The organism is Kitasatospora sp. NPDC004723 (assembly GCF_040609255.1).
Classification (GTDB): Bacteria; Actinomycetota; Actinomycetes; order Streptomycetales; family Streptomycetaceae; genus Kitasatospora.
Map to the genome: position 1 here is coordinate 1 of NZ_JBEXJT010000074.1, position 26,525 is coordinate 26,525.

At 72.9% G+C, this 26,525-nt stretch carries 20 protein-coding genes; 12 read left to right on the forward strand and 8 right to left on the reverse strand.

Annotated features, from left to right (window positions below):
* Positions 1 to 134: 134 nt before the first annotated feature.
* Entirely contained in the window at positions 135 to 1,253 is a 1,119-nt protein-coding gene (serC, locus tag ABZW10_RS37280; RefSeq protein ID WP_355375694.1) for a phosphoserine transaminase, read from the reverse strand.
* Between the two features lie 146 nt (positions 1,254 to 1,399).
* Positions 1,400 to 2,500 (reverse strand): citrate synthase 2, encoded by a 1,101-nt coding sequence (locus ABZW10_RS37285; protein WP_355375697.1) that lies wholly within the window; start codon positions 2,498 to 2,500, stop codon positions 1,400 to 1,402.
* A 416-nt stretch (positions 2,501 to 2,916) separates the two neighbouring features.
* On the opposite strand from ABZW10_RS37285, the gene pdxH reads away from it, so the two are divergent.
* The 5 genes from pdxH to ABZW10_RS37310 all read left to right on the forward strand — a co-directional run bounded on the left by pdxH (position 2,917) and on the right by ABZW10_RS37310 (position 11,982).
* A complete protein-coding gene (pdxH, locus tag ABZW10_RS37290; protein WP_355375740.1) occupies positions 2,917 to 3,549 on the forward strand; it encodes a pyridoxamine 5'-phosphate oxidase in 633 nt (210 codons plus the stop codon).
* 240 nt (positions 3,550 to 3,789) lie between these two features.
* Positions 3,790 to 5,301 carry a TIR-like protein FxsC gene (locus ABZW10_RS37295; protein WP_355375699.1) on the forward strand — a complete coding sequence of 504 codons (1,512 nt, stop codon included), beginning with the start codon at positions 3,790 to 3,792 and terminating at the stop codon, positions 5,299 to 5,301.
* A complete protein-coding gene (gene fxsT / locus ABZW10_RS37300; protein WP_355375702.1) occupies positions 5,298 to 9,425 on the forward strand; it encodes an FxSxx-COOH system tetratricopeptide repeat protein in 4,128 nt (1,375 codons plus the stop codon). The genes ABZW10_RS37295 and fxsT overlap by 4 nt, the downstream gene beginning before the upstream one ends.
* Before the next feature lie 35 nt (positions 9,426 to 9,460).
* Complete coding sequence (locus ABZW10_RS37305) at positions 9,461 to 9,640, forward strand: hypothetical protein (RefSeq protein ID WP_355375704.1); 180 nt, start codon at positions 9,461 to 9,463, stop codon at positions 9,638 to 9,640.
* A 41-nt stretch (positions 9,641 to 9,681) separates the two neighbouring features.
* Positions 9,682 to 11,982, forward strand: a complete 2,301-nt coding sequence (locus ABZW10_RS37310; RefSeq protein ID WP_355375706.1) for an FxsB family cyclophane-forming radical SAM/SPASM peptide maturase — start codon at positions 9,682 to 9,684, stop codon at positions 11,980 to 11,982.
* 449 nt (positions 11,983 to 12,431) lie between these two features.
* On the opposite strand, the gene ABZW10_RS37315 is transcribed toward ABZW10_RS37310, so the two are convergent.
* Complete coding sequence (locus tag ABZW10_RS37315; protein WP_355375709.1) at positions 12,432 to 12,626, reverse strand: DUF397 domain-containing protein; 195 nt, start codon at positions 12,624 to 12,626, stop codon at positions 12,432 to 12,434.
* Positions 12,627 to 12,628: 2 nt separating this feature from the next.
* Entirely contained in the window at positions 12,629 to 13,498 is an 870-nt protein-coding gene (locus tag ABZW10_RS37320) for a helix-turn-helix transcriptional regulator (RefSeq protein WP_355375711.1), read from the reverse strand.
* Between the two features lie 269 nt (positions 13,499 to 13,767).
* Here ABZW10_RS37320 and ABZW10_RS37325 point away from each other — a divergent pair, with 269 nt between their 5' ends.
* On the forward strand, positions 13,768 to 14,136 hold the full coding sequence (locus ABZW10_RS37325; protein ID WP_355375714.1) for an ATP-binding protein: 369 nt from the start codon (positions 13,768 to 13,770) through the stop codon (positions 14,134 to 14,136).
* 174 nt (positions 14,137 to 14,310) lie between these two features.
* The gene (locus tag ABZW10_RS37330; protein WP_355375717.1) at positions 14,311 to 15,273 is read left to right on the forward strand and encodes a D-glycerate dehydrogenase; all 963 of its coding nucleotides are present in this window, start codon (positions 14,311 to 14,313) and stop codon (positions 15,271 to 15,273) included.
* Positions 15,274 to 15,336: 63 nt separating this feature from the next.
* Here ABZW10_RS37330 and ABZW10_RS37335 read toward each other — a convergent pair whose 3' ends face one another.
* The 3 genes from ABZW10_RS37335 to ABZW10_RS37345 form a co-directional block, all read right to left on the reverse strand.
* The gene (locus tag ABZW10_RS37335; RefSeq protein WP_355375719.1) at positions 15,337 to 16,704 is read right to left on the reverse strand and encodes a phophatidylserine decarboxylase associated domain-containing protein; all 1,368 of its coding nucleotides are present in this window, start codon (positions 16,702 to 16,704) and stop codon (positions 15,337 to 15,339) included.
* A 142-nt stretch (positions 16,705 to 16,846) separates the two neighbouring features.
* The gene (locus ABZW10_RS37340; protein WP_355375721.1) at positions 16,847 to 17,788 is read right to left on the reverse strand and encodes a DUF4231 domain-containing protein; all 942 of its coding nucleotides are present in this window, start codon (positions 17,786 to 17,788) and stop codon (positions 16,847 to 16,849) included.
* Positions 17,789 to 18,025: 237 nt separating this feature from the next.
* On the reverse strand, positions 18,026 to 18,790 hold the full coding sequence (locus ABZW10_RS37345) for an SIS domain-containing protein (protein ID WP_355375724.1): 765 nt from the start codon (positions 18,788 to 18,790) through the stop codon (positions 18,026 to 18,028).
* 221 nt (positions 18,791 to 19,011) lie between these two features.
* Between ABZW10_RS37345 and ABZW10_RS37350 the strand changes: the two genes are divergently transcribed.
* The 3 genes from ABZW10_RS37350 (at position 19,012) to ABZW10_RS37360 (ending at position 23,298) form a co-directional block, all read left to right on the forward strand.
* Entirely contained in the window at positions 19,012 to 19,704 is a 693-nt protein-coding gene (locus tag ABZW10_RS37350) for a metal-dependent transcriptional regulator (protein WP_355375726.1), read from the forward strand.
* Between the two features lie 909 nt (positions 19,705 to 20,613).
* Entirely contained in the window at positions 20,614 to 21,990 is a 1,377-nt protein-coding gene (locus ABZW10_RS37355; RefSeq protein WP_350553764.1) for a transcriptional regulator, read from the forward strand.
* Between the two features lie 186 nt (positions 21,991 to 22,176).
* A complete protein-coding gene (locus ABZW10_RS37360; RefSeq protein WP_355375729.1) occupies positions 22,177 to 23,298 on the forward strand; it encodes a hypothetical protein in 1,122 nt (373 codons plus the stop codon).
* 112 nt (positions 23,299 to 23,410) lie between these two features.
* On the opposite strand, the gene ABZW10_RS37365 is transcribed toward ABZW10_RS37360, so the two are convergent.
* A complete protein-coding gene (locus ABZW10_RS37365; RefSeq protein WP_355375732.1) occupies positions 23,411 to 24,709 on the reverse strand; it encodes an ABC transporter substrate-binding protein in 1,299 nt (432 codons plus the stop codon).
* A gap of 176 nt (positions 24,710 to 24,885) precedes the next feature.
* Between ABZW10_RS37365 and ABZW10_RS37370 the strand changes: the two genes are divergently transcribed.
* Both ABZW10_RS37370 and purU read left to right on the forward strand, forming a co-directional pair.
* Complete coding sequence (locus ABZW10_RS37370) at positions 24,886 to 25,401, forward strand: hypothetical protein (RefSeq protein ID WP_355375735.1); 516 nt, start codon at positions 24,886 to 24,888, stop codon at positions 25,399 to 25,401.
* A 169-nt stretch (positions 25,402 to 25,570) separates the two neighbouring features.
* Positions 25,571 to 26,437, forward strand: a complete 867-nt coding sequence (purU, locus tag ABZW10_RS37375; RefSeq protein ID WP_355375738.1) for a formyltetrahydrofolate deformylase — start codon at positions 25,571 to 25,573, stop codon at positions 26,435 to 26,437.
* Positions 26,438 to 26,525 lie beyond the last annotated feature (88 nt).

Genomic DNA, 26,525 nt, shown 5'->3' on the forward strand with positions numbered 1-26,525 from the left:
TTGTGTGTCTCTCCCTTTCTGTGGGGGCGGCCCGGGGTGTGCACTGCCCCCTGGACCACCGCTTCGGCGGCCGCGGGCTCTGGGCCCCCCGCGGGGGGGGGGGCCCCCTTCTCCCGTCTGTCCGTGCGGAGCGGTCAGAGCCGCTCGACCACGTAGTCGATGCAGACCGTGAGCGCCTCGACGTCCGCCGGGTCGATCGCCGGGAACATCGCGACGCGCAGCTGGTTGCGGCCCAGCTTGCGGTACGGCTCGGTGTCGACGATGCCGTTGGCGCGCAGCGCCTTGGCGACGGCGGCGGCGTCCACCGAGTCGTCGAAGTCGATCGTGCCGACGACCTGCGAGCGCTCGGCCGGGGTCGCCACGAACGGGTTGGCGAACGAGGACTTCTCGGCCCAGCCGTACAGCCGCGAGGAGGAATCAGCCGTACGGGCGACGGCCCAGTCGAGCCCGCCGTTGCCGTTCAGCCACTCCAGCTGGTCGGCCAGCAGGAACAGGGTGGCGATCGACGGGGTGTTGTACGTCTGGTCCTTCGACGAGTTGTCGATGGCCGTCGGCAGGTCGAAGAACGGCGGGATGTACCGGCCGGAGCCGGCGATCTCGGCGGCGCGCTCCAGCGCGGCGGGGGAGAACGACGCCAGCCACAGGCCGCCTTCGGAGGCGAAGGACTTCTGCGGGGCGAAGTAGTAGACGTCGGTCTCGGTGATGTCCACCGGCAGGCCGCCGGCGCCCGAGGTGGCGTCCACCAGGACCAGCGAGCCCTCGTCGCCGCCGGCCGGGCGGGCGATCGGCATCGCGACGCCGGTGGAGGTCTCGTTGTGGGTGAGCGCGTAGACGTCCACGCCAGCCTCGGCGACCGGCAGCGGGTGGGTGCCGGGGGCGGTCTTGATCACGCTCGGCTCGGCCAGCCAGGGCGCGGCCTTGACGGAGGAGGCGAACTTGGAGGAGAACTCGCCGAAGTCGAGGTGCTGGGACTTCTCCCGTACCAGGCCGAAGGCCGCGATGTCCCAGAAGGCGGTGGACCCGCCGTTGCCGAGCACCACCTGGTACCCCTCGGGGAGGGAGAACAGGCTGCTCACGCCCTCGCGCACGCGCTTGACCAGGTTCTTCACCGGGGCCTGGCGGTGCGAGGTGCCGAGCAGGGAGGTCTCGGTCGCGGCGAGGGCACTCAGGGCCTCGGGGCGCACCTTGGACGGGCCGCAGCCGAAACGGCCGTCGGCGGGCTTGATGTCAGCGGGGATCTGGATCTGAGCCACGGGGCGCAGCCTACCCGCCAGGATGGCCGGAATCGACGGCGGTCCGCCCGCTGAGATGGCCTCGACCGGCCTGCGAGCTGCGGAAACAGCGGGTCCGGTTCGAATGCCGGACCCGCTGCGGGGTGAAGCCGCGGCCGACCTGCGGGTCAGCGGGCGATGGCGTCGTAGCCCTCGATGTCGTGCGGGCTGCGCGGGCCGGGGCCGATGTAGCGCGCGGCGGGGCGCACGAGCCGGCCCGTGCGCTTCTGCTCCAGGATGTGCGCCGACCAGCCGGCCGTCCGGGCACAGGTGAACATCGAGGTGAACATGTGCGCCGGGACCTCGGCGAAGTCCAGCATGATGGCGGCCCAGAACTCGACGTTGGTGGCGAGCACGCGGTCGGGGCGGCGGTTGTGCAGCTCCTCCAGCGCGGCCTTCTCCAGCGCCTCGGCGACCTCGAAGCGCGGCGCGCCGAGCTCCTTGGCGGTGCGGCGCAGCACGCGGGCGCGCGGGTCCTCGGCGCGGTAGACGCGGTGGCCGAAGCCCATCAGGCGCTCGCCCTTGTCCAGCGCGTTCTTCACCCAGGTGGTGGCGTCGCCGGTGCGCTCGATCTCCTCGATCATGCCGAGCACCCGGGACGGCGCGCCGCCGTGCAGCGGGCCGGACATCGCGCCGACCGCACCGGAGAGGGCGGCCGCGACGTCGGCGCCGGTGGAGGCGATGACCCGGGCGGTGAACGTCGAGGCGTTCATGCCGTGCTCGGCGGCGGAGGTCCAGTAGGCGTCGATGGCCTTGACGTGCTTGGGGTCGGGCTCGCCGCGCCAGCGGATCATGAACCGTTCGACGACGGTCTCGGCCTTGTCGATCTCGCTCTGCGGGACCATCGGCAGGCCCTGGCCGCGGGCCGACTGGGCGACGTACGAGAGCGCCATGACGGCGGCCCGGGCGAGGTCGTCGCGGGCCTGCTCGGCGTCGATGTCCAGCAGCGGCTTGAGGCCCCAGACCGGGGCGAGCATGGCGAGCGCGGACTGCACGTCGACCCGGATGTCGCCGGAGTGGACCGGGATCGGGAACGGCTCGGCCGCCGGCAGGCCGGGGTTGAACTTGCCGTCCACCAGCAGGCCCCAGACGTGGCCGAAGGAGACATTGCCGACCAGGTCGTCGATGTCGACGCCCCGGTACCGCAGAGCGCCGCCTTCACGGTCGGGTTCGGCGATCTCGCTCTCGAACGCGACGACACCTTCGAGCCCGGGTACGAAGTCGGACATGCACGGCTCCTTCAGTTCTGCGATCGGCGGGCCGCCGTGGTGGGGAGGCACGCCTCTGACCGAATGGTGGTTGGCACTCGGTGCCAGGGTGACAGGCACGGGGTGCATTGCGCCATACACCACGGTGGTGATGTTTCCCCCGGGCCCGCTTGACTTTTCGCCCGGCGGCCGGTCGTACCCGGCGGATCCGCGGAACCAAGGGCGCGATTGCGGACGAATCACCGTACGACGGGCAGCCGATCGGTGGCGAGTCACCTTATCTCCAGCCGGGGTTTGTCCGGAGGTAGCGGTGCCGGTTGCTTGTCGTACGGGATGATGTTGACGTGCAGACCCCGGACCGCGCCCAGTCGACGCCCCTGACCCCCGCCACCCGGATCCTGGCCGACGAGGCCCGCCCCGGACCGGACCTCACCGTGATGCGCAAGCACTACGCGCACGAGGGCCTGGTCGAGGAGCAGCTCGCCGCCGAGCCGATCGGCCAGTTCGGCCGGTGGTTCCACGACGCGGACGACGCGGGGGTGGTGGAGCCCAACGCGATGGTGCTCTCCACCGCCGACGCCGCTGGGCGGCCCAGCGCGCGCACCGTGCTGCTCAAGGCGTTCGACGCCCGGGGCTTTGTCTTCTTCACCAACTACGGCTCCCGCAAGGGCACCGAGCTGGCCGCCAACCCGCACGCGGCGCTGCTCTTCCCGTGGGTCGCACTGGCCCGTCAGGTGATCGTCCAGGGCCGGGTGGAGAAGGTCGGCCGGGACGAGACCGCCGCCTACTTCCGCACCCGCCCGCACGGCTCCCAGCTCGGCGCCTGGGCCAGCGAGCAGTCCAGCCCGGTCGCCTCGCGGGAGGTGCTGGAGCAGCGCTACGCGGAGCTGGAGCGGCGCTACCCGGAGGGCGAGGGGGTGCCGGTGCCGCCGTTCTGGGGCGGGTACCGGGTGGTGCCGGCGAGCGTGGAGTTCTGGCAGGGGCGGGAGAACCGGCTGCACGACCGGCTGCGGTACGTCGCCGAGCCGTCCGCCCCGACGGGCTGGCGGGTGGAGCGGCTCTGCCCCTGAGGCGGGGACGGCTCTGCCCTTGAGCCGGGTGCACCGCTGCCCCCGGGACGGGCGCGGCGCTGCCCGTCAGGGCGCCCGGAGGCGGCCGGGCGCTCCCCGGCCGCACGCCCCTGACCAGGGGCGTCGAGGCCACGGGCCGGAGTTGTGACGACACCGCGACAACTTCCTTCGCCCACCGGCTGACCGACCGTCACCCCACCAGTATGGTGGGGGCGTTCACCGGTCGGTGGGGGGTTGTCGGTGCGGCCGTACTTCTTCTTCAGCTACGCGCGGCGGGACCATCAGGTCGGAGGCGCCTTCGTCGACCAGTTCTTCACCGACCTCCGGGACGAACTGGCGCGGATCGAGCCCGAGGCCGGACCGGGCGAGCTGGCCTATCGCGACACCGAGCAGCTGAGGGTCGGCGACGACTGGGAGCGGCAGCTCTCCCGGATGGTCGGCGCCAGCCGCACCATGGTCGCGCTCTACTCGCCCGCCTACTTCGCCAGCGACTACTGCGGCAAGGAGTGGACCGCCTTCGACCACCGGACGCGCCGCCACCAGGAACAGACCGGCGAGAGCGTCCCGGCCCTGATCCCCGTGCTGTGGGAGCCGCCGCCCGAGGAACTGCCCGCCGAGGTGCGGCGGATCCAGTACGTGCAGGACGACTTCGGCGCGGAGTACGCCGCCGGCGGGCTGCGCCACCTGCTGCGCACCGACCCGCACGGCGCGGCGTACCGCCTGGTGGTGCGGGTGATCGCGGAGCGGGTGCGGGAGGCCGCCGCCTGGCGGGTCACCGAGCACCGGGACCTCGACCTCGGGCGCGTGGAGGGCTGCTTCCCGCTGCCGGAGGTCGGCATGACCGCCGGACGCAGCAGCCAGGTCCGGCTCTTCGTCGCCGCCCGCTGGGCCGGGGACCGGACCGCCGCGCCCGCCGCGGCGGGCGGCGACCGCGTCCCGCCGCAGCGCTCCGAGGTCGCGCCGGCCGCGGGGACGGACGGCGCGGGTGGCTTCGACGAGCGGTACCACGGTGGCTGGTACGGGGCGCACCCCCGGGACTGGGCGCCCTACCACCCGCCGCGGCTGCCCTCGCTGGCGGTCCAGGCCCAGCAGGTGATCACCCGGGCCGGGCACAGCACCAGCCTGGAGACGGTCGGCCCCGACCTCGCCGACGCGCTCGACCGGGCCCGGGAGAACAACGAGGTCAGCGTGCTGCTGGTGGACCCGTGGGCGGCCGGCCGGGAGCCCTACCGGCAGGCGCTGCGCGACTTCGACCGGCAGAACCACCCCGTCACCGCCGTCCTGCTGCCCGACAGCTCCGAGGACCCGCCGCCCGGTCCGGCGCGCACCCGGCTCTGGGAGGGGGTGCGCGAGGTGTTCTCGCGCACCTGGTTGCACCGGTCCGGGCCCGAGCCGCTCTTTCGCATCCACGTCCGGCGGGAACGCTTCGAGCGCGAGCTCCTGTCGACGGTGACCGTGGCCCAGAACCGACTGCTGGACCAGATCGACGACGACCCGGTGACGGCCCGCGCCCAGTTCGGGCTCGGCCCCGACCCACGGCCGATGCCAGGGCTCACCATCCCGGCCTGGCCGCCGCCCGCCTCGCCGCGCCCGCCCGAGCCGCCGGACCCCCCGGTCCGGACGGGCCCGCGACTGCCGGGCCCGGGGAACACCCCGGGGAACGGGGCCGCCCCGGGGGCACGGGCGGTCCTGCGAGAGGAGACCGTGCCCCCGGCCACCCGGGCGCCCAGTGAAGGAGAAGCGGACCGATGAGCCCCGAGCACGCCGCCCTCGCGGACCACGGGTCCGCCGCGCTGGCACCCCCCGAGACCGGCACCGTCGTCACCTTCTACTCGTTCAAGGGCGGCACCGGCCGCACCATGGCGCTCGCCAACCTGGGGTGGATCCTGGCCAGCCAGGGTCTGCGCGTCCTGGTGGTGGACTGGGACCTGGAGGCCCCGGGCCTGCACCGCTACTACCACCCGCTGCTGGTCGACCCCGAACTCCACGCCACCGACGGCCTGATCGACATGCTCCGGGCCTACGTCGACGAGGCGCTGCCCGGCCCCGACCGCCCCGGCCCCGGCCCGGACCCCCGGGACTGGCTGGCCGCCCCCGGCCGGCTGGAGCAGTACCTGTGCGGCCTGGCCCTGGACCTGCCGGACGGCGGCCGGCTCGACCTGATGCCGGCCGGCCGGCAGAACGCCGCCTACTCGGCCGCCGTCACCAGCTTCAACTGGCGCAGCTTCTACACCCGCGCCGACATCCGCGGCGCGGAGTTCCTGTACGCGCTGCGCGAGTTGTGGACCGGTTCGTACGACTACGTGCTGATCGACAGCCGCACCGGCGTCAGCGACACCTCCGGCATCTGCACCGTGCTGATGCCCGACACCGTCGTGGACTGCTTCACCCTCGGCGCCCAGAGCATCCGCGGCGGCGTCGACGCGGCCCGCGCCATCGTCGACGCCGACGAGCGCGAGATCCGGGTGCTGCCCGTCCCGATGCGCGTCGAGGACGCCGAGCGCGCCGGGCTCGCGGCCGGCCGCGACCTCGCCCACGACGCCTTCGCCCCGTACCTGGGCCGCTGGCTCGGCCCCGAGCACCGCGCCGAGTACTGGAGCGACGTCGAGGTGCCGTACAAGCCGTTCTACGCCTACGAGGAGGTGCCGGCCACCATCGTCGACCGGCCGCAGCAGGGCCGCACCCTGCTCGCCGCCTTCGAACGGCTCGCCGCCTGGCTCACCGACGGCCGGGTCCGCGAACTGCGGCCCGTCCCCGACGCGGCCCGCCGCCGGCTGTACGCGGCCTACCTGCGCAAGGGCCGCACCCGCTCCCGCCAGGTGTACGTCAGCTACGCCCCCGGGGACCGGGTCTGGGCCGAGTGGATCGCCGGGACCCTGCGCGGCTTCGGCTACCTCGCCACCCTGCACAGCGCCGCCGTGCCGCTCGACCCCGGCCCGCCGCAGGCCGCCGCGCTGCCCGAGGCCGCCGGGCCGCTGGACGGCGACGGCCGGCTGCTCGCCCTGCTCACCGGCGACTACGCCGCCCTGCCGCGGGCCCGGGAGATCTGGCGCCGGCTGGCCACCCAGGACCCGGTGAGCGACTCCGGCGGCCTGCTCGCGGTGCGGATCGGCGCGCCGGAGCAGGCGGAGCCGCCCCGGTTCGCCGGCCACCGGGCCCTGGAGCTGGCGACGGGCTCCGCCGAGCAGGCCGAGGCGCAGCTGTTCGAACTGATCGGCCCGCCGCCCGGTGCCGGGCGCTGGATGGACTCCGGCGAGTTCAGCGTCGCCCGCCTGCCGCGCTTTCCCGACAGCCGCCCCGCCATCCGGAAGCTGCCGCCGCGGCTGTCCACCTTCATCGGCCGGATGCGGCTGCTGGAGGCCGTCCGCGACGGCTTCACCGCCGGCGCCGACGGGGCGCCGGTCCAGGTGCTCTACGGCATCGGCGGGGTCGGCAAGTCGCAGGCCGCGATCGAGTACGCGCACCGCTTCGCGTCCGCCTACGACGTGCTCTGGTGGGTGCCCGCCCAGCAGCCCGCGGTGATCCCGCAGAGGCTCGCCGAACTCGCCCCCGGTCTCGGCCTGGAGACCGACGGCGACGTCACCCGCACCGCGCGCGCGGTGCTGGAGGCGCTCGGCAGCGGCCGGCCGTACCGCCGCTGGCTGCTGCTCTTCGACAACGCCGAGGACCCGGAGCTGCTGGACCCCTGGCTGCCCGCCGCCGGACTGGACGGCCACGTCCTGGTCACCTCGCGCGACCGGCGCTGGGCCCGCCGGCCCGGGCGCACCGAGGTCGAGGTGTTCGACCGCGCGGAGAGCGTCGAGCTCGTCCGGAACTTCAACACCGGCGTCGAACGGGCCGATGCCGAACGGATCGCCGAACTGCTGGGCGACCTGCCGCTCGCCGTCGGCCAGGCCGCCGCCTGGCTCCAGGAGACACCGATGCCGGCGGCCACGTACGCCGACCTGCTCGACGAGACGCTCACCGACATCCTCGACCGCTCGGTCTTCCCCGGCCGTGACTCCGGCTCCGACCCCGCTTCCGACTCCGGTTCCGGTTCCGGTTCCGGCGCCGGCTCCGGTAGCGGGCGGGCCGCCGAGGAGGGGCCCAACGCCGCGGCCACCGCCGCCACCTGGCGGATCGCGGGCTCCGACCTGCGCCGGATCAACCCGTCGGCCGCCCGGCTGCTGGAGATCTGCGGCTTCCTCGGCCCGGACGCCATCCCGATCGGGCTGCTGTACAGCTCACCGGTGATCGAGGCGATCGGACTGCCGTCGGGCACCTCCGACCACCGGCTCGCCGTCGGCGACATCCTGCGCACCGTCAACCAGTTCAACCTGGCCCGCTACGACCAGGCCGCCGGGACGCTGGTGGTGCACCGGATCGTCCAGGCGCTGCTGCGCGAACAGGTCGCCGCGGCCGACTGGGACCGGGTCCGGGGCGTGGCCCACCGGGCCCTCGCCCTCGCCGACCCCGGCGACCCGGACGCCCCGCACAACTGGCCCCGGTACGCCGAACTGCTGCCCCACCTGCGCCCGTCCGGCGCGGAGGAGTCCACCGACCCGGCGGTTCGGCAGTGGATCGTCAACTCGGTCCGCTACCTGTGGCAGCGCAGCCTGCACGACGCGGGCCGCGAGCTCGCCGAACGGGTCCTCGCCCGCTGGCGCCAGGTCGGCCCGCTGGACACCGAGAACGACGTCAGGGTGCAGCTGCTGCGGGTCCAGCTCGGCAACATCCAGCGGACCCTGGGACTGGCCCGGGAGGCGTACGAGAACGACCGGGACGCCTTCGAGCGACTGACGTCGCTGCGCGGCCGCGACCACCGGGACGTGTTCCCGGCCGCCACCAGCCTCGGCGCGGACCTCCGGCACCTCGGCCGCTACGCGGCGGCGCGGGAGCTGGACGAGGAGACGCTGGCGGTCGTGCGCCGGGTGCTGGGCCAGGACGACCGGCGCGCGCTGATGGCCGAGAACAACCTGGCCCTCTCGATCGCCCTGGCCGGGGACTTCATCGAGGCGGTGGCCATGCACGTGCGGCTCTATCCGCGGAAGTTGGAGGTGTTCGGAAAGCGCAGCCCGTACACGCTCAGCGGGTCGGTGACCTACGGCCACGCGCTGTCCGAGGTGGGGCGTCTGAACGAGGCGCTGCCCCGGCTGGACAAGGCCGTTCGCCGGAGCCGGGACGTGCTCGGGGAGGACCACGACGACACCCTGCGCGCCAGGCGCTACCGCAGTGCCACCCTGCGCCGGCTGGGCCGGCTCCCGGAGGCGCTGGTCGAGGCCGAGGACGTCCACCAGCGGTTGTGCGGGCGCTACGGGCCGGACCATCCCGCCAGCGCGGTCGCCGCCGGGACGTTGGCGGCGGTGCTCGGGGTGCTCGGCGACGGCGAACAGTCGGTGGAACTCGCCGAGGAGTCGTACAGGTACCACCGCGACCACCTCGCCGCGGGACACCCGGCAGAACTCATCTCGGCGGGCAACCTCGCCGTGGCGTACCGCCGCGCCGGCCGGACCGAGGAGGCCCGGCCGATCTCCGGCGAGGTCCTCGACGGACTGCGGGGAGTGCTCGGCGAACGCCACCCGTGGGTCGCCTCCGCCCTGCTCAACCGGGCGAACGACGTGGCCCGTGCGGGTTCGTACGCCGAGGCGGTCGCGCTGACCGAGGAGGCGGCGGGCCTGCTGGACGACCGGCTCGGCCCCGACCACCCGGACACGCTCGCGGCCCTGGCGAACCTCTCGTTGGCGCTCACCGCCGTCGGTGAAGCCGGGCGGGCGGCGCAGCTGGGGGCGCGGGCACTGGCCCAGGCCCGCGCGGTGCTGGACGACGGTCACCCGCTCACCGAGGCGATCCGGGTGGGGGAGTGGCTGGACACGTTGATCGAGATGCCGCCGACGTGACGGCGGAGCGGTCCACCGGCGAAGGGGAGTCGTCCATGGAACAGACCGTGGACCAGGGTGCCGTGCCCGTACGGGGCGGTTCCTGCGGTACCGAGGACCGCCCCGCCCTCGCGGACCTCGCCAGACTCGACGCCGGTGAGTTGGCCGGCCGGCTCGAACTGGCCCTGGCCGGTGCGGGTGTCCGGCCGGTCTCTCCGTTCGACTCCGCTATTTGAAAAAATGATTAGCAGGCGTCCGGCCCTGGAAATGTGCCGACATGACGCCTCCTCCGCGGCCGCTCACGCAGGTCGTCCTGAAGGTCCACAGCCGGTGCGACCTCGCCTGTGACCACTGCTACGTCTACGAGCACGCCGACACCGGCTGGCGTTCCCGGCCGCGCGTGATCGGGGACGCGGTGCTGGCCAGGGCCGCCGAGCGGATCGGGGAGCACGCCGTCGCGCACGGGCTCACCGCCGTGCGGGTCGTCCTGCACGGGGGCGAGCCGCTGCTCGCCGGGCCGGCGGTGATCCGGCGGGCGGCGGAGCTGCTGCGGGCCGCGCTGCCCGAGGTCTGCGACCTGGACCTGCGGGTGCACACCAACGGCGTGCGGCTGGACCGGGAGTACTGCGAACTGTTCGACGAACTCGGCATCCGGGTCGGCCTCTCGCTGGACGGTGACCGGGCCGCCAACGACCGCCACCGCCGCTTCGCGGACGGCCGCTCCAGCCACCCGCAGGTGCTGCGCGCCGTGGGGCTGCTGCGGGAGCCCCGGTTCCGGCACCTGTACGCGGGGCTGCTCTGCACCGTCGACGTGGCGAACGACCCGCTCGCCGTCTACCGGGCGCTGGCCGAACTGGAGCCTCCCGCCGTGGACTTCCTGCTCCCGCACGCCACCTGGGAGCGGCCGCCGCGGCGCCCCACCGGCGCGGGCGCGACGCCGTACGCCGACTGGCTGCTGGCCGTCCACACGCGGTGGGAGGCGGACGGCCGCCCGTTCGCCGTGCGGACCTTCGACTCGGTGCACCGCACCCTGTCGGGGCTGCCCGGCCTGAGCGAGGCGCTCGGGCTGGAGCCGGTCGACCTGGTGGTGCTGGAGACCGACGGCACGTACGAGCAGGCGGACAGCCTGCGGACGGCGTACGACGGCGCGCCCGCCACCGGGATGGACGTCTTCCGGCACAGCCTCGACGACGTCGCCCGGCATCCGGGGACGGCGGCCCGGCAGTCGGGCCTGGCCGGGCTGAACGCCACCTGCCGGGCCTGCCCGGTGGTGCGGTCCTGCGGCGGGGGGCTGTACGCGCACCGCTACCGGGGCGGCACCTTCGACCACCCCTCGGTGTACTGCGCGGACCTGCGGGCGCTGATCGACGGCCTGGCCGCCCGCGCCGGGGGCATGCGGCGTCCCGCTCCACCGGTGGACGTCGCCGGGCCGGCGCTCAGCGATGAGCAACTCGACGAACTGGCCGCCGGATTGGGCGGACCGGAGGCCGTCCGCGCGCTGGCCCGCTCCCAACTCGCCCTCACCCGGGCGATGCTGGCCGCCGTGCACGGCTCCTCCGGGCTGCCCCGCTCGGCGGCCTGGGAGCTGCTCGCCGAGCTCGACGCCGCCGAACCCGCCGCCGTGGACACGGTGTTGGCGCACCCGTACGTCCGGGCCTGGGCCGCGCGACGGCTGACCGGCGACCCGGGCGCCGGTCTCGGCACGCTCGCCGAACTAGCGGCCTCAGCAGCGGTGTTGGCGGGTCGCGGGGACGCGGTGGCGGTGCCGGTCCAGGACGGTGCCCTCCACCTTCCTGCCCTCGGCCGCCTGGTGCTCGGCGCGGGTGTCCGGGAGGTGCGGGTCACCGGCGGGAGGACGGGCTGGACGGCGCACGCGGACGACGGCACGCTCACCGGTCCGGGTGATCCGCGCTGGCAGCCGGTCCGCCGGATCGGGCTGACCGGCGGCCGGACGCTCGCGCTGGAGGACGTGGACCCGCAGCGGGCCGCCCACCGCTGGCCGGTGGCGGACCGATTGGACGACGCCGAATTCGCCTTCTGGACGAGGGACGTGATCGATGCCGCCGACCTGCTCGACCACGACCTGCCCGAGTACGCGGCCGGCCTCTGGGCAGGCCTGAGCACCGTCACCCCACTGCGGCCGAGGCCGGACAGGCACGACGTCAGCTCGGCGGCCCGGCAGGCCTTCGGCGCGGTCGGCATCGCCCGCCCCCGAACGGCGCCGACGCTGGCGCTGCTGCTGGCCCATGAGTTCCAGCACGTGAAGCTCGGCGCGGTGCTCGACCGCTGGGAGCTGTACGACCGCACCGACACCCGCTTGTTCGAGCCCTTCAACCTCTCCCCGCGCCCGATCGGCTCCCTCTTCCAGGCGGTCTACGCCCATCTCGCGGTCACCGCCTTCTGGGGCACCCGCGCCCGCACGGACCCGTCCGCGCAACCCCGCTTCACCCACTGGCGCGCCCTCACCGACGAAGCGGTGGACCAACTCGCCACCAGCGGCGCGCTGACCCCCCTCGGCCACCGCTTCGCCACCGGGGCGAGGCACTCGGTGGACGCCTGGCTCAGGATCACGGCCTGAGCCCCCGGGTTGGTCGACCAGGAACAAGGCCAAGTAGCGCCGGCCGGTCCCGCACCGCGAACCCGGCCTCTACCTGTCCAACGTCAGCACGCTCGACTCGACGCGGGGCATCGTCCAGGATTTCCGGTAGCAAGGCGACGTTCACCGGCTGCGACCTCGGCCGGGCCGTCGTAGAGGCCTGCGTCCTGCGGTCGGCCGAGTTCGGCCGAGGGAAGTACCAGGACCTCGATCTGCGCGGAAACGACCTGAGCACCATCCGGGGCGTCGGAAACCTGGGCAAGGTCATCATCGGCCGGACCCAGCAGGCCCAACTCGCCGAAGCCCTGGCCGCCGAGCCGGACGTGACATCCTCGACGACCGGCGGTGAGACCGTCTGACCGGGCCCCACCTGCCGTTGGTGTTCCGGGCTGCTCCCGCGCGTCGCGGGAGCAGCCCGGAGGAGTTGGGGGTCAGTGGGTGAGGTGGTCGAACTCGCCGGCCTTGGCGCTCTGGAGCCAGGCGGCGAGGTTGGCCTTGGTGATGGTGAGGACGGCGGCGGGGTCGTCGGACTCGCGGATGTGGATGGCGTTTCCGGCGGATGCGATCTCGACACACTCGGCGGCGTCCCCGCTGAACGTCGACTTCTGCCAGTTGAACTGCTCCATGGCTACCTCCCCAGGAGTTTGTAACGGACGTGCTGGATCATGCCCCACGAGTCTCGAAAGGCAGGCGATGGCCCGTCCACACTGGCATTCAGGGGCGGGAGCGCCATGCCCTTGAGGCGGTCGAACTTCCGTCGGAACGCGGCCACTCCCTCAGGATCTCCGACGAACGTCGGGCCATGTGGGTTCTCCAGCAGAACAGTGTCCAAGCGAGGGTGTGCCCCGTGCATCAGCAGGAACGCTGTGTCGGTCGACGCGTAGACCGTGGAGTCGAACGGGAGGATCTGGATCGTCACATGAGGCAGGCGAGCCATCTCGATGAGGTGGTTCAACTGCTCCCGCATGACGGCCGGACCGCCGTACATCATGTGCAGGGCGGCTTCGTGGATCACGGCATGGAAGGGCGAGGACCTCTCGGCCGTGATCATCTGCTGGCGACGAAGCCTGAACTCGACCTTCTTCTCGGCGTACTCGTGGATCACCTCGATGTACGCCTTCGTCTGCAGGAAGCCGGGGATCAGATGCGTCTGGTAGTTGATGAACGACGTGGACGTCGCCTCGAACTCGGCCAGATCGAGAGCTTCAGGCACAACGTGGGGCCGGTACTCGGTCCACCAGCCCTTGCCGTTGCTCTTGCACATGGCGATGAGGCCGGCCCGGTACTCGGGGTCATGGGCGCCGCAGGTGTCGAGCCAGAGGTCGAGTCGCTCAAGATTGAGGCCGAGTCGGCCAGCCTCGGTGTGGCTGACAGCGGGGCTCTTCATTCCGAGTACGTCGCCGATCTCGGCGGAGGACAGGCCTGCGGAGTTGCGCAGACGTCTCAGCTCATCGCCGAATCGACGCTGCCGTTCGCTGATGTCGGTCCTGAACCCCACGTACGTGCCTCCCTGTGTGGACGAGTCGAATCCTACTGACAGTATGGGGGCAAGCACAGAGTGTGTTGCACAATTGAGGGGCATTCCCCTAAAGTTGCTACCGACCGCTCGCCGAACGGTTTGTCAGTAATGCTCATCCTTGCGGCAGTTGGTACCGGCTGCCCGGGCACCGAAGAGCACTCGCATGCGGCGCCTCCAGTCCCGCTACGGGCTTGTTCACGGCGACAGACCCCAAGGTGTGCCCCCTCTACACCGCAGGGAGATTCCCCGTGTGTACCCCCAACCTCAACTCCCCCACCCTCACCCTCGCCCGGCAGTCGTTGCGCGACGCGATGGCGCGCGCCGGGTGGGAGGACGACCGCATCTTCGACGCGGAGCTCGCGCTCGCCGAGCTGATCGTCAACGCCTGGCGACACGGCCTCACGGTTGCGCCCGTCGTCCTGGTCGTCATCGTCGACAACACCGTCCGCGTCTCGGTCGGTGATGAGAGCCACGACCTCCCCGACCAGCGGGGGCCCCTCGAACTCGCCGAGTGCGGGCGGGGCCTCCAGCTCGTCGAAGGGCTCACCCACCGCTGGGGCGCGGACCCCCAAAAGAGGGGCAAGCTCGTCTGGTTCGAGCTGGACTCGGCCACGTGACGATCTTCTTCGGCCTCCTCGTCCTCGTCTCCGCATGCTTTGGAGCGGTTGGCGAGGTGCTGACGAGGTCACTACGGGACCGTGTCGACGAGGCCGGGCGAGAGCAGGTGCCATAGATGGCACCCGCCCCCTCGCCCTGCCCTGGCGAGGGGGCGGAGCGTACCCTCAAACCTCATGAACGAGCAGCCCCCGGTCCTGGTCACCCGCCGTCTCGCACCCGGTGTCGTCGAACGGCTCACCGCGAACCTCCCGGCCACCGTGCACGACTCGGACCTGCCGATGGCGCGCGCCGACCTCCTCGCCGCCGTTCGCGGTCGGCGGGCGCTGATCACCACGTTGGACGACCGGGTGGACGCCGAACTCCTCGACGCGGCGGGGCCCGGTCTCAGGGTGGTGGCCAACCACGCGGTCGGGTACCACAACGTCGACCTCGCCGCCTGCGCCGAGCGCGGCATCCCGGTCACCAACACCCCCGGCGTGCTGACCGCCGCCACCGCCGACATGGCCTGGGCCCTGCTCCTGGCCGCCACCCGCCGCCTCGGCGAGGGCGAGCGTCTGCTGCGCTCCGGCGAGACCTGGGCCTGGGCGCCGAACTTCCTGCTCGGCCTCGAACTGACCGGTACTCCGCTCGGCGTGCTCGGCATGGGCCGCATCGGCCGGGCGGTGGCCCGTCGCGCGCGCGGCTTCGACATGCCGGTCCGCTACCACAACCGCAACCCGCTGCCGCCCGAGCAGGCCGACGGCGCCGAGTGGCTGCCGCTGGAGCAGCTGCTCTCCACCTCCACCGTCCTCGTCGTCACCTGCCCGCTCAGCGACGCCACCCGCCACCTGCTGGACGCCCGCCGGCTCGCCCTGCTGCCGCGCGGTGCGGTGGTGGTCTCGATGACCGCCGGCGTCGTCGACGAGGATGCGCTGGCCGCCGCCCTGGAGTCCGGTGCGCTGTTCGCCGCCGCCGTCGACAACTTCGAGCACGAGCCGGCCGTTCCCTCCGCCCTGCTCGCCCAGGACCGCGCCGTCCTCGCGCCGCACCTCGGCAGCGCCACCGTCCGCACCCGCCAGGCCATGGGCGACCTCGCCGTCGACAACGTCCTCGCCGTCCTCGACGGCAAGGAGCCGGTGACGCCGGTCGGCCGCTGAGGCATGGACCCTGGCGCAGGAAGTCGGACCCGCCGACTTCCTGCGCCGGAGGCAGGCGTGCGGTTACGGCCCGGTGAGGTGGTTGGTGGTGGCGATCCGCATGCCGGCGAAGATGGGCGGGCCGGCGTCCATGTCGCCGCTGTTGTTCGGCGGGGTGTCGAACTGCTTGATGACGCCCTTGCTGAAGATCAGGCACACGCTGGAGCCGCCGTAGCTGAACCGCCCGATCTCCTGTCCCTTCGCGAGCCGTTGGCCCTTGGTGATCGGCTTGCCGGCGGCGTCGAGGAAGGCGACCGAGGAGATCTCGGTGATGCCGATGGGCAGGAAGCCGACCAGCATCCTCCTCCCGTCGTCGAGGTGGAAGTCGCTCTCGACGAGGAGCAGTCCGCGGGTGTTCACCGACGCCTGGTAGCCCTGGGACTGGGTGCCCGCGCTCGGGTCCATGCCCGCCGACCGCAGCTCGCTGAACATCAGGCCGGGAATGACCCGCGGCGCCTCGACGACGGTGCCGGCGATCGGGGTCCACCAGCGGTGGTAGTCGGCGCCGGACAGGAACGACTGGTACACGTGCCCGCCGACGAAGCGCTGCACGTAGTCGCCCGGCTTCCAGTCGGGGTCGCCGGGGTCGGTGAGCATGTCCGTGAGCGAGTAGGGCTGGCCCTTCAGGTAGTACTCGTCGGACGCCTGCGTCACCTGCGCCCAGCGGACGACGGTCCCGTCGTTGGACGAGACGATCACCTGCGGGTCGGCGGGGGCGCTGACCGGACGGAACTGCTCGCGCTTGATCTGCCGGTGGAAGAAGGCGTTGAAGGAGGAGGGGGTCGGCGTGATCTCGAACTCGTACAGCTTGAGCTGCTCGTAGGCGGGCTGGGACAGCCAGCCGTCGGGCAGCTTGTCGTTGAGGTACTCGGCGCTCTTCTCCGAGTTCAGGAAGTCGTACCAGGCCTGGAGGATCTTCCGGAGCGCGTTGTTGAACTCCTGGTCCCGGAAGGCGTCCCAGCCCCACTCGGTGAACATCATGTACACGAACAGGGTCGACAGCGGGAAGAAGTTCCGCTTGGCGGGGTCCCAGTTGTAGGCGACCGGGCTGGTGACGATGTGGGCGAGCCGGTCGAGCAGGTCCTTGATCTCCTTGATGCCGTGCTGATGCTCCTCCGGTACGTCGGAGATCATTCCGTTCACGAGTTTGCGCAGCGGCTCGTCCGTCTTGAGCAGGTCGTCGAGGGCTTTGACGGACGGCGGCCAGTCCTTCGGATCCAGGCCGATGTCCTCGATCGTCCGGGTGAGCTCCTCGTGCCACTCGTCCACGGCGCCGCGACGTCGGGGGAGATAGCCGGCGGCGACCCCGTGCAGCGCTTGGTAGCGCCGGTCGAACTCCCCTTCCCGTTGCCGTGCCTCGGCCGGGGCGGTCTGGGTCTCGCTGGTGGTCACAGCAGTCACATCCTTGCTTACGCGGTGGGACGACTACTGCTTCCAGGCCACGCCGCCCGCCCTTCGGCCCGCAAATCGTGTAGGCCGAACGGGTGAATCTGGTGAACCGGGTGATCAGGTGACCAGGCGACCGGCCCCGGGGCTACTCGCGCTCGGCGGAGCTGTTGACCTCGCGACGGGCCTGCCATGTGGTGTGCTCGCGGGAGACGGCGTCCTCGGCGTCGCGGGACAGCCGGGCCCAGACTTCCTCGGCGTCGGGGGAGCCGACGTCCAGCCGGGCGAGCTGGGCGCGTATCTGGGCCAGCTCGTCGGCGGCCAGCCCGTAGGCGGCGGCCAGCGGACGGTACTGGCGCAGCTGGGCCCAGGCGGTGACGGACGCGGCCACGGCGGAGACCGCGCCGAGCGCGTCGAAGGAGAACTCGCCCATCGCCCGCATCACCGCGAGCACCAGGCCGAGCAGCGGCAGCCCCACGCCCGCCACCCCGGTCCAGAAGCCGGCGCGGGCGCAGTAGCGGGCCTTGGACCGGTACCAGTCGTGCTGGACCTGGATGCGTTCGCGCAGGTAGACGTCCCGGCGGACGGCCAGCGGCTGCTCGCGCAGACCGCGCATCGCGGCCGTGATCTGACTCTCGGCGGGCCGGCCGGCCAGCCCGGGGCCGACCGCGCGGCTGCCCCGGAAGGCGTGCAGCACCCGGCCGAGCTGGAGGCCGTACAGGCCCTCGGCGTCCGGCAGCGGGCGCGGGGGCGGCTGGACGGCATCGGCGCGGACGGCGAACTTCCAGGCGAGCGTCTTCACCGACTCGGCGGCGGCCCGGCCCTCGTACCAGAGGCCCTGGGGGTTCTGCCGGCTGGTCACGGCGGAGAGGCCGATCGCGCCGAGGTAGGCGACGGCGGCGAGCCAGGCCCACGGCGTGCCGTCGGCGGAGCCGGCCGTGGCGGCCACGACCAGCAGCACCAGCTCGGTGGCGGACAGCCGGACCGCCCGGTGCTGCCCCTGCTGGGAGGCCGAGTCGGCCGCCCAGAAGAGCTCCGGCATCAGCTCCTGCTCCCGCACCCGGTCCATTCCGCCCGCGCCCGACGTCATCCCGTCCCCCACTCGCCGCTCCTCCGCCCGGCATTACCTGCCCCGGCGGGAGGCCCGGTACGCCTCGGGAGGGGTGGTCCGGGTGGGGCCGCAGTGGTGGAACGGGCCCTGTGGTGCGGGCGGACGGGCCCGCCGTGGGCGGGGTTGTCCACGGCGGGCGGTCGGCCGGTCGGCCGGTCGGCGTAGGCGACCCGGCGCCGACGGCCGACCAGCCGTACGACAAACGGAGCGGTGCGATCAGAAGGTGTAGAAGATCCGCTCCGCGTTGTCGGACATCTGCTTGGCGTTCCACTCGGTGCCGCCGGGCACGTTGCCGGAGCGGAACAGCGGCGGGGTGGGGCCGGTGCCGGCGAGTGCGGCGTCGGCGAGCCGCTCCACCGCGGTGGCGACCACGGCCTGCATCAGCGCGCTGGTGACGATGGTCGAGACGGGGCCGAAGGTGGTCTCGGCTCCGGGATGGGTCAGCTCGCCGTCGCCGACCGCGATCTTGTTGTCCAGGACGACGTCGCAGTGGTCCTTGAGGTAGGTGCCGGAGGGGTGGCCGGAGGAGACCTCGCCGGGGTAGGCGAGCGAGGTCAGCCCGATCACCTTCAGGCCCCGGCCGCGGGCGTACTGGGCCAGCTCGACCGGCATCACCTGGCGGCCGGAGAGCGAGATCACGAACAGCAGGTCGCCGCTGGTCGCGGGGGTGAGGTCAAGGGTGGCGGTGGCCAGGCCGGAGACCCGCTCCAGGGCGCTGGACAGCGGCGCCGGCATCACCGTGACCCCGGCCATCCCGGGGACCTCCAGCAGATTGATCGGGACCAGCCCGCCGGCCCGGTAGACCACGTCCTGGGCGGCCAGCGAGGAGTGGCCGGCGCCGAAGGTGAAGACCCTGCGCCCCTCGGTGACCGCGTCGGCCAGCAGGGCGGCGGCCGCCTCGATGTTCTCCGCCTCCTCCTCGCGGACCCGCCGGAGGTGGGCGATCGCGGCGTCGAAGTACCGGCCGACCAGCTCGCTCATCTGGTGCCTTCGCTCTCTGCCGGTGGGGGATCCGGCCGGGTGGGGGCGGTCCGCGGTGGTCCGGACCATGGGGGAGAAGCTATGGCGAGCACCGTGCTGCCTCACCGGTGCCGCTGTCAACAGGCACGAAATGAGGCCCCCCGCACCCCGCGGCGGGCCCGGCAGTCGGTGCGGTAGGTCAGAATTGGCGATGAGGACCCCGAGGAACGGAGCCAGCGGCGATGTCTGGGCTGATCGACACCACTGAGATGTACCTTCGCACCATCCTGGAGCTGGAGGAGGAGGGCATCACCCCGATGCGCGCCCGGATCGCCGAGCGCCTGGAGCAGAGCGGTCCCACGGTCAGCCAGACGGTCGGCCGGATGGAGCGCGACGGACTGCTGCGCGTCGCGGGTGACCGGCACCTGGAGCTGACCGAGGAGGGACGCCGGCTCGCGGTGCGGGTGATGCGCAAGCACCGCATCGCCGAGTGCCTGCTGGTCGACGTGATCGGCCTGGAGTGGGAGCAGGTGCACGAGGAGGCCTGCCGCTGGGAGCACGTGATGAGCGAGACGGTCGAGCGCAAGGTGCTCGCCATGCTCGGCCACCCCACCCAGTCCCCGTACGGCAACCCGATCCCGGGGCTGGACGAGCTGGGCGACGCCAAGGCCGAGGGCGAGGGCTTCGACGCCGGCCTCGTCCCGCTGGACTCCGTGGCGCCGGGCGCCGACGGCGCCGACGTGGTGGTCCGCCGGATCGGCGAGCCGATCCAGACCGACGGCGACCTCATGCGCACGCTGCGCCGGGCCGGGGTCCGTCCGGGGTCGACGGTGCGGGTGAGCGCCGGGGTCGGCGGGGTGCTGGTGGGCACCGGCGACAACGCCGCCGAGCTGGGCAAGGAGATCGCCGCGCACGTCTTCGTCGCGCAGGCCTGACCGTACGGGCGGCGGCGGGGCCGCGTGACGGGTCGGGCGGCGGACGGGCGACCGGACGAGAACGAGCGGGCAACGCCGAACGGGGCCGGGCGCTCCCCGCGCTCCCGGCCCCGTTCGGCCCTCCCCGCCCCCACCCGTTTTCCGTGGCACCGGCCTCCCCGAACCCGGCCGGTGCCACGGCCCCGCCCTGTCCCTCCCGTTTCCCTCCCGTCCCCTCCGGTCTCCCCTCCGTCCCTCCCGTCCGCCTCGCCCGGCTTCCCCGACCGAGCGCCCCGTCCGGCGGCCCCTCACGTTGGAAGTTCTCCCACTCGGACGATCAAGGCAATCCTTGAGTGCTGTCACTCGTACGAGGGGCTTTCTTCCCTGATCAGCGGGTACACCGAAGCCTTATCCGCACATGCGTGTGACGGGCCCCGACTCCGGTGGGAGACAAGGCCCGTCACGTGTGCGCGGGGTCTCGCGCGTCGCGCGCCCTCACCCGTTCGGCGCAGGGCGGCAGTCCAGGAGGCGGTCAGTCCACCGCCGCGGGGAGGGCCGGCCGCGCGGCGGCGGGGGCCCAGGGGGAATCGGCGATGTCGTCCACGGGGTACTCAACTACCGTGCGTGAAGCGGGTTACGGGGGGATCCCGGCCGCTGCGCCATGCGGGGGCTCTTCACCCGAACCGGTGAGGCGGACCGTACGGGAGCGCGCCGGGGGGAGGCGGGGTGGGCGCAGTGGGGGCGCACAGGAGCATTCTCCCGGGCGCGTGGGGGGTGGGGATCGTCACCGTGGGTATCCCGGTGGCGTTGCTGATCGCTAACCTTGTGTCAGTTTCCTTGAACGGTCGGACAGTCGGCAACTCGGCAACAGAGATCAGCAGAAAGCGTCGCCCGCCGGCCGGGACCGGAGGGTGTGGGGAGGCGAAGCCAATGGCCGCGAGACCACTTGTCGCACGACAGCCCAACGAGCGTCTCCAGCAGCTGATCCAGGAGGCCAGCTGCTCCAACGCCGGTCTGGCACGGAGAGTCAACCTCTGCGGTGCCGAGCACGGCCTTGACCTGCGGTACGACAAGACCTCCGTCGCGCGCTGGCTCCGCGGCCAGCAGCCGCGCGGGCAGGCCCCGGCGGTGATCGCCGAGGCGCTCGGCCGCAAGCTGGGGCGCAGCGTGTCGGTCGAGGAGATCGGCATGGCCGACGGCAAGAACCTCAGCTCCGGCATCGGTCTGCAGTTCGCGCCGACGCTGGGTGCCGCACTGGAGCAGGTGTGCGAGCTGTGGCGCAGCGACGTCGGCCGCCGGGACTTCCTGACCGGGGCGACGGTGGCGGCCTCGGCCCTGGTGGAGCCCAGCCGGGACTGGCTGATCACCCCGCCCGACCCGGTGGTGGCCCGCACCGGCGGCACCAGGGTCGGCCCGACCGACGTGGCGGCCGTCAAGGCGACCACCGCGATGCTGGTCGACCTGGACCACCGGTTCGGCAGCGGGCACGTGCGCCCGGTGGTCGTCCACTACCTCAACAGCGTGGTCTCCGGGCTGCTCGGCGGCTCCTACCGGGACGAGACCGGCCGCCAACTGTTCGCGGCCGTCGCCCGGTTGACCGAGCTGGCGGGCTACATGGCGGTGGACACCGGCCAGCCGGGCCTGGCCCAGCGCTACTACATCCAGGCGCTGCGGCTGGCCCAGGCCGCCGACGACCGGGGCTACGGCGGTTATGTGCTGGCGGCCTCGATGAGCCACCTGGCGGCGACCCTGGGCAACCCGCGGGAGATCGCCCAGCTCGCCCGGGCCGCCCAGGAGGGCGCCCGGACGGTGGCCACCCCGACCGCGATGGCGATGTTCTACGCGGCCGAGGCGCGCGGGCACGCCCTGCTCGGCGACGCCAAGGCCTGCGAGGCGGTGGCCGCCAAGGCGCTGGAGATGATGGAGAAGCGCCGTCCGGAGGACGACCCGGACTGGATCGTCCACTTCGACGACGCCTACCTCGCCGACGAACTGGCCCACTGCCACCGGGACCTCGAACAGGCCGGTCCCGCCGAGCACTACGCCCGCCGGGCGCTCGACCTGCACCCGCCGACCCGGGTGCGGCGCCGCGCGGTGGACCTGGTGCTGCTGGCGACGGCGCAGCTCCAGCAGCGGGACGTCGAACGGGCCTGCGAGACGGGTGCCCAGGCGGTCCGGCTGCTCAGCGGGCTGCGCTCCAACCGGGGCGTGGAGTACCTGGACGAGTTCCGGCGCCGTCTGGAGCCCTACCGGGAGCAGCGGGTGGTGCGTGAGTTCCAGGCCCGGGCCGAGGCGGAGGCCGCCTGATCCGGGGGCCGTCGAGGAGGGCGGCGGGGAGCGTGCAGGGTCGGTGAGGGAGGGACCGCCCACGTGGTCGGCCGGTTCCGTGAACCGGTAGCGTGGGCGCGACGTCCAAGGAACTGTGATGCCCCCAAGAACCGACGAGATGTGGTCCGCCGTCAGCGCGCGGTCGTGCACAGGTGAGGAATCGCGTTGAGCCAGCGCCGCTCGTACCCCAACTCGGGTGACTTCAACCTGGACGACCTGTTCCGGCCGGAGCCCGGTCAGCAGCCCGCGCAGCAGCCGGGTCCGCCGCAGGGCCCGCCGCAAGGACAGCAGCCGGGGCAGCCGTACGGGCCGCCGCAGGGACAGCACCCCGGCCAGCCGCCGCAGGGACAGCCGTACGGGCCGTACCCGGGGCAGCCGGCCGGGCAGCCGGAGTACCTCGGCGACAGCGCGCTGCCGACCCAGGCCATCCCGGCCCAGCAGCCGGGCTGGGGCGGCGCCCCGCAGCCGGGCTACCCGGCCGACCCGGCCCAGGCGACCCAGTACCTGCCGCCGTACCCGGCCGGGGACCCGCAGGCGGCGGGCGGCTACCCGCCGGCGCAGCCGGGGTACGCCGACCGGCCCGTGCCGGGCTACCCGGACCACCCGGGTGAGGCCCCGGGCGGACGGGACGGCGGCCGCGGCGGCCGTCCCTCGTCCAAGCTGCTGATCGGCGGCGTGGTGGCGGGCGGCGTGGCGGCGGCGGTCCTGGTCGCGGTGCTGCTGAACGGCGGCGACGACACGGCCGGGACGGCGAAGAAGGCCGTCCCCCCGGTGACCGACAGCGGGACGGCCGCGGCCACCGCCCAGAGCGCGGGCCCGACGACCGCCTCGGTCAACCCGGAGGTCAAGGCGCAGGCCCAGTCGCTGTCCGACCTGCTCGGCACGGCCAACGACAGCCGGCAGGCGGTGATCGGCGCGGTCGCCTCGGTGCAGAAGTGCGACAAGCTGCCGGAGTCGCAGCAGGCACTGACCGCCGCGGCCGGGCAGCGCCGGGAGCTGCAGACCAAGCTGGCCGGGCTGAAGACCGACAAGCTGCCCGGCGGCCCGCAGCTGGTCGAGCAGCTGAACGCGGCGTGGACGGCCTCGGCGACCGCCGACGACGAGTACGCGGCCTGGGCCGCGGACGCCCAGGGCGGCTGCGACCCGAAGAAGAACGACAACCAGCACTACAAGAACGCCGTCGCCGCGAGCGGCACCGCCACCACGGCCAAGAAGCAGGCGGCCGGGCTCTGGAACACCGTCGCCGGCCAGACGGGTCTGCCCACCCGCACCGACGGCGACCTCTGACCCCGGACGGACGGCACGGCGGTACCGGGTGGCATCATCCGGCGCCGGAAACGGCGGAGGGCCCGACCGCTGGACGGCCGGGCCCCGGGAACCGCGGGGTGGAACGGGCGGATCAGGCCGGCGGCTTGCCCCCGGTGAGCACCCAGCGCACGTCGACGAAGCCGGGCCGCTGCAGGGTCAGCTGCCCGCCCTTGACCACCTGGTAGGTGACCCAGGTGTTCACCAGCCGGGGCGACTCGGTGCTCGGCAGCATGTTGGTGGTCGCCCAGTTCAGCGGCGGGGTGAGCCCCACGTCGATCTGCTCGCCACCGTCCAGCAGGGCGGTGACCGCCTTGCTGGAGACCTCGCGTCCGGCCGCGGCCAGCCGGTCGGAGACCTGCCGGAACACCTCGTAGGCCACCCAGGTGGTCTGCACCCCGGGGTCGGCGGCGTCGATGTGCCGGCCGGCGCTGTCGGAGCGGATCACCGCGCGCAGGCCGTCCCAGATCTTGGCCGACTCCGGCGGGTACCAGCCGGTCACGAAGGCGCCGGCGAGCGGGCCGGAGTCGCCGCCGGTGGAGTCGACCACCGACTGCTGCACACTGCCGATCACCGAGGCGATCCGGGTGTTCTTGGCACCGGTCCGACGGAAGGCGTCGAGCAGGTTGCCGGTCGGCTCGGCGCCCAGCGCGCTGGTGACGCAGTTGCCCGGCTGGTCGCCGCCGATCGCCTTGCGGACCTCCGGCGAGTAGTCGTTCGACTTCTCCGGCGCCTTGACGTCCAGCAGCTTCATCCCGGCCGGCTTGAGCGCGTTGCCCAGGTAGCCGAGCAGGTTGTCGCCGGCCGGGGTGTCCGGGCGGATCAGCGAGACCGTCTTGCAGCCGGCCTCCACCAGCTGCCGGCCGCTGCCGCCGATCAGTGCGGGCATGCCGCCGCCCACCGGGTAGGACAGCGGGCTGCTGAACTCCGGCTGGGACAGCCCGTAGCCGCCGATCAGCGGGATGCCGGCCCGTTCCAGGACGGGCATGAAGTCGTCGCCGAACTGGCTGTAGGAGCCGAGCACCGCGACCGCCTTGGCGTCCACCGCCTGCTGGGCGCAGGCCTTGGAACCGTCGGAGGTGTTGTGCTCGTTACAGGTGATGACCCGCAGCCGGCGGCCGTGCAGGCCGCCCTTGACGTTGATGTCCCGCCCGATCGCCTCGGCGAGGGCGGTCATCCCGGGGCGGTCGGCCGAGCCGGTGTCGGACGGCGCCCAGGTCATCACGGTGAGGTCGCCGCTGCCGGTGGCGGCATCGGCTGGTCCGCCGCACGCGGAGGCCGAGAAGAGGGTTGGGAGCACCGCCGCGGCGGTCGCGACGGCAGCGATCGGGCGCCGGCGGCGCCGTCCCGCGATCGGGTGCATGGCCTGGGACGAGCCCCTGCGGCTGGTCATCGGTCTTTCCCTCCCTGGGCGCAGTGTGCTGCGCACTGGTTCCAGCCAATCCCCGGTGGAGCAAGCCGAGAGGGCCGTCCAGCCAACAGCCGGCAAACGGGGGTGGAAATCCGAGGGGGAACGCGTGTAGATCGGGAGTGGAGCACCAGCGGCGGGGGAACGTACGATCGATTCCCATGTCCGCCAGCACAGAATCTTCGTATCGGTCTGCCCGAAACCCTTCTCGTCCGGGTCACCGCTCCAGCACGATGGGCGGCATGCCGCTCAACGACCTTCCCTGGTGGCGCTGGCGGGCCCGACTCCGCTCGGCGCTGCACATGCTCTCCGACCCCGGGTTCCAGCGGGAGGCCTGGCTGGCCGGCCGCGAGGGGTACGGCGACGTCACCGACGCCGTCTACCGCCTGGTGGAGGACACCTGGCTGGACCGCTGGTCGGCCGAGAAGTACGTCGGCACGATCTTCCGGGACTCCGCCGAGGCCACGCTGGTGGACGTCGCGGTGCTGCGGGTGGTGCGGATCCTGCACGAGGTCGGCGCGGACGCCCCCGCCTCCGCCTACCTGGAGCACCACGGCTGGCCGGAGGCGGTCCGGGCGGCCCGCGAGGCGCACGTCAAGCTGGCGGTCAACGACGGCGAGGACCCGGACGTCCCGCCGCGCTCGCTGGACGTGCTGCGGATCCTGACCCAGGTCTGACCCGGGCCCGGTCCGGGGCCGAGCCGGGTCCGATCCAGGTCGGAGGGGCCCGGCGGCCCGGCGCCGGGCAGGCCCGTCCGCAGTGCGGGCAGCCGGGTGGGGGTCCTCCCGGAGTGTGACACGCTGGAGCATTCACACCAGTACGAGCCCAGGACGGGATACCCCCACCGTGGAACAGCAGCCGGCCAGCGCCCAGTACGTCCTCACGCTGTCCTGCCCGGACAAGCAGGGCATCGTGCACGCGGTCTCGAGCTACCTCTTCATGACCGGGTGCAACATCATCGACAGCCAGCAGTTCGGTGACGGGGACAGCGGTCTGTTCTTCATGCGGGTGCACTTCTCCGCCGCCGAGCCGGTGACCGTCGACAAGCTGCGGGCGAGCTTCGCCGCGATCGGCGCCTCGTTCGGGATGGACTGGCAGATCCACCCGAGCGAGGAGAAGCTGCGGATCGTCCTCCTGGTGAGCAAGTTCGGGCACTGCCTGAACGACCTGCTGTTCCGCACCCGGATCGGCGCGCTGCCGGTGGAGATCGCCGCGGTGGTCTCCAACCACACCGACTTCCGCGACCTCACCGAGGGTTACGGCATCCCGTTCCACCACATCCCGGTGACCCGGGAGACCAAGGCCGAGGCCGAGCAGCAGCTGCTGGACCTGGTCGCCAAGGAGAACGTCGAGCTCGTGGTGCTGGCCCGCTACATGCAGGTGCTGTCGGACCAGTTGTGCACCGCGCTCTCCGGCAAGGTGATCAACATCCACCACTCCTTCCTGCCGAGCTTCAAGGGCGCCAAGCCGTACCACCAGGCGCACGCCCGGGGCGTGAAGCTGATCGGCGCCACCGCGCACTACGTCACCGCCGACCTGGACGAGGGCCCGATCATCGAGCAGGAGGTGGCCCGGGTGACCCACGACATCACCCCGGACCAGCTGGTCGCGCTCGGCCGGGACGTCGAGTGCCAGGCGCTGGCCCGCGCGGTGAAGTGGCACAGCGAGCACCGGGTGCTGCTGAACGGCACCCGGACGGTCGTCTTCGCCTGAGAAAGTGTTGGGTAATTGATCAACTGCGTGCCGTGATGCGTTGGCGGTGATCTTCGCGGGCGTGGCGTCCGCGAAGATCACCGCCATG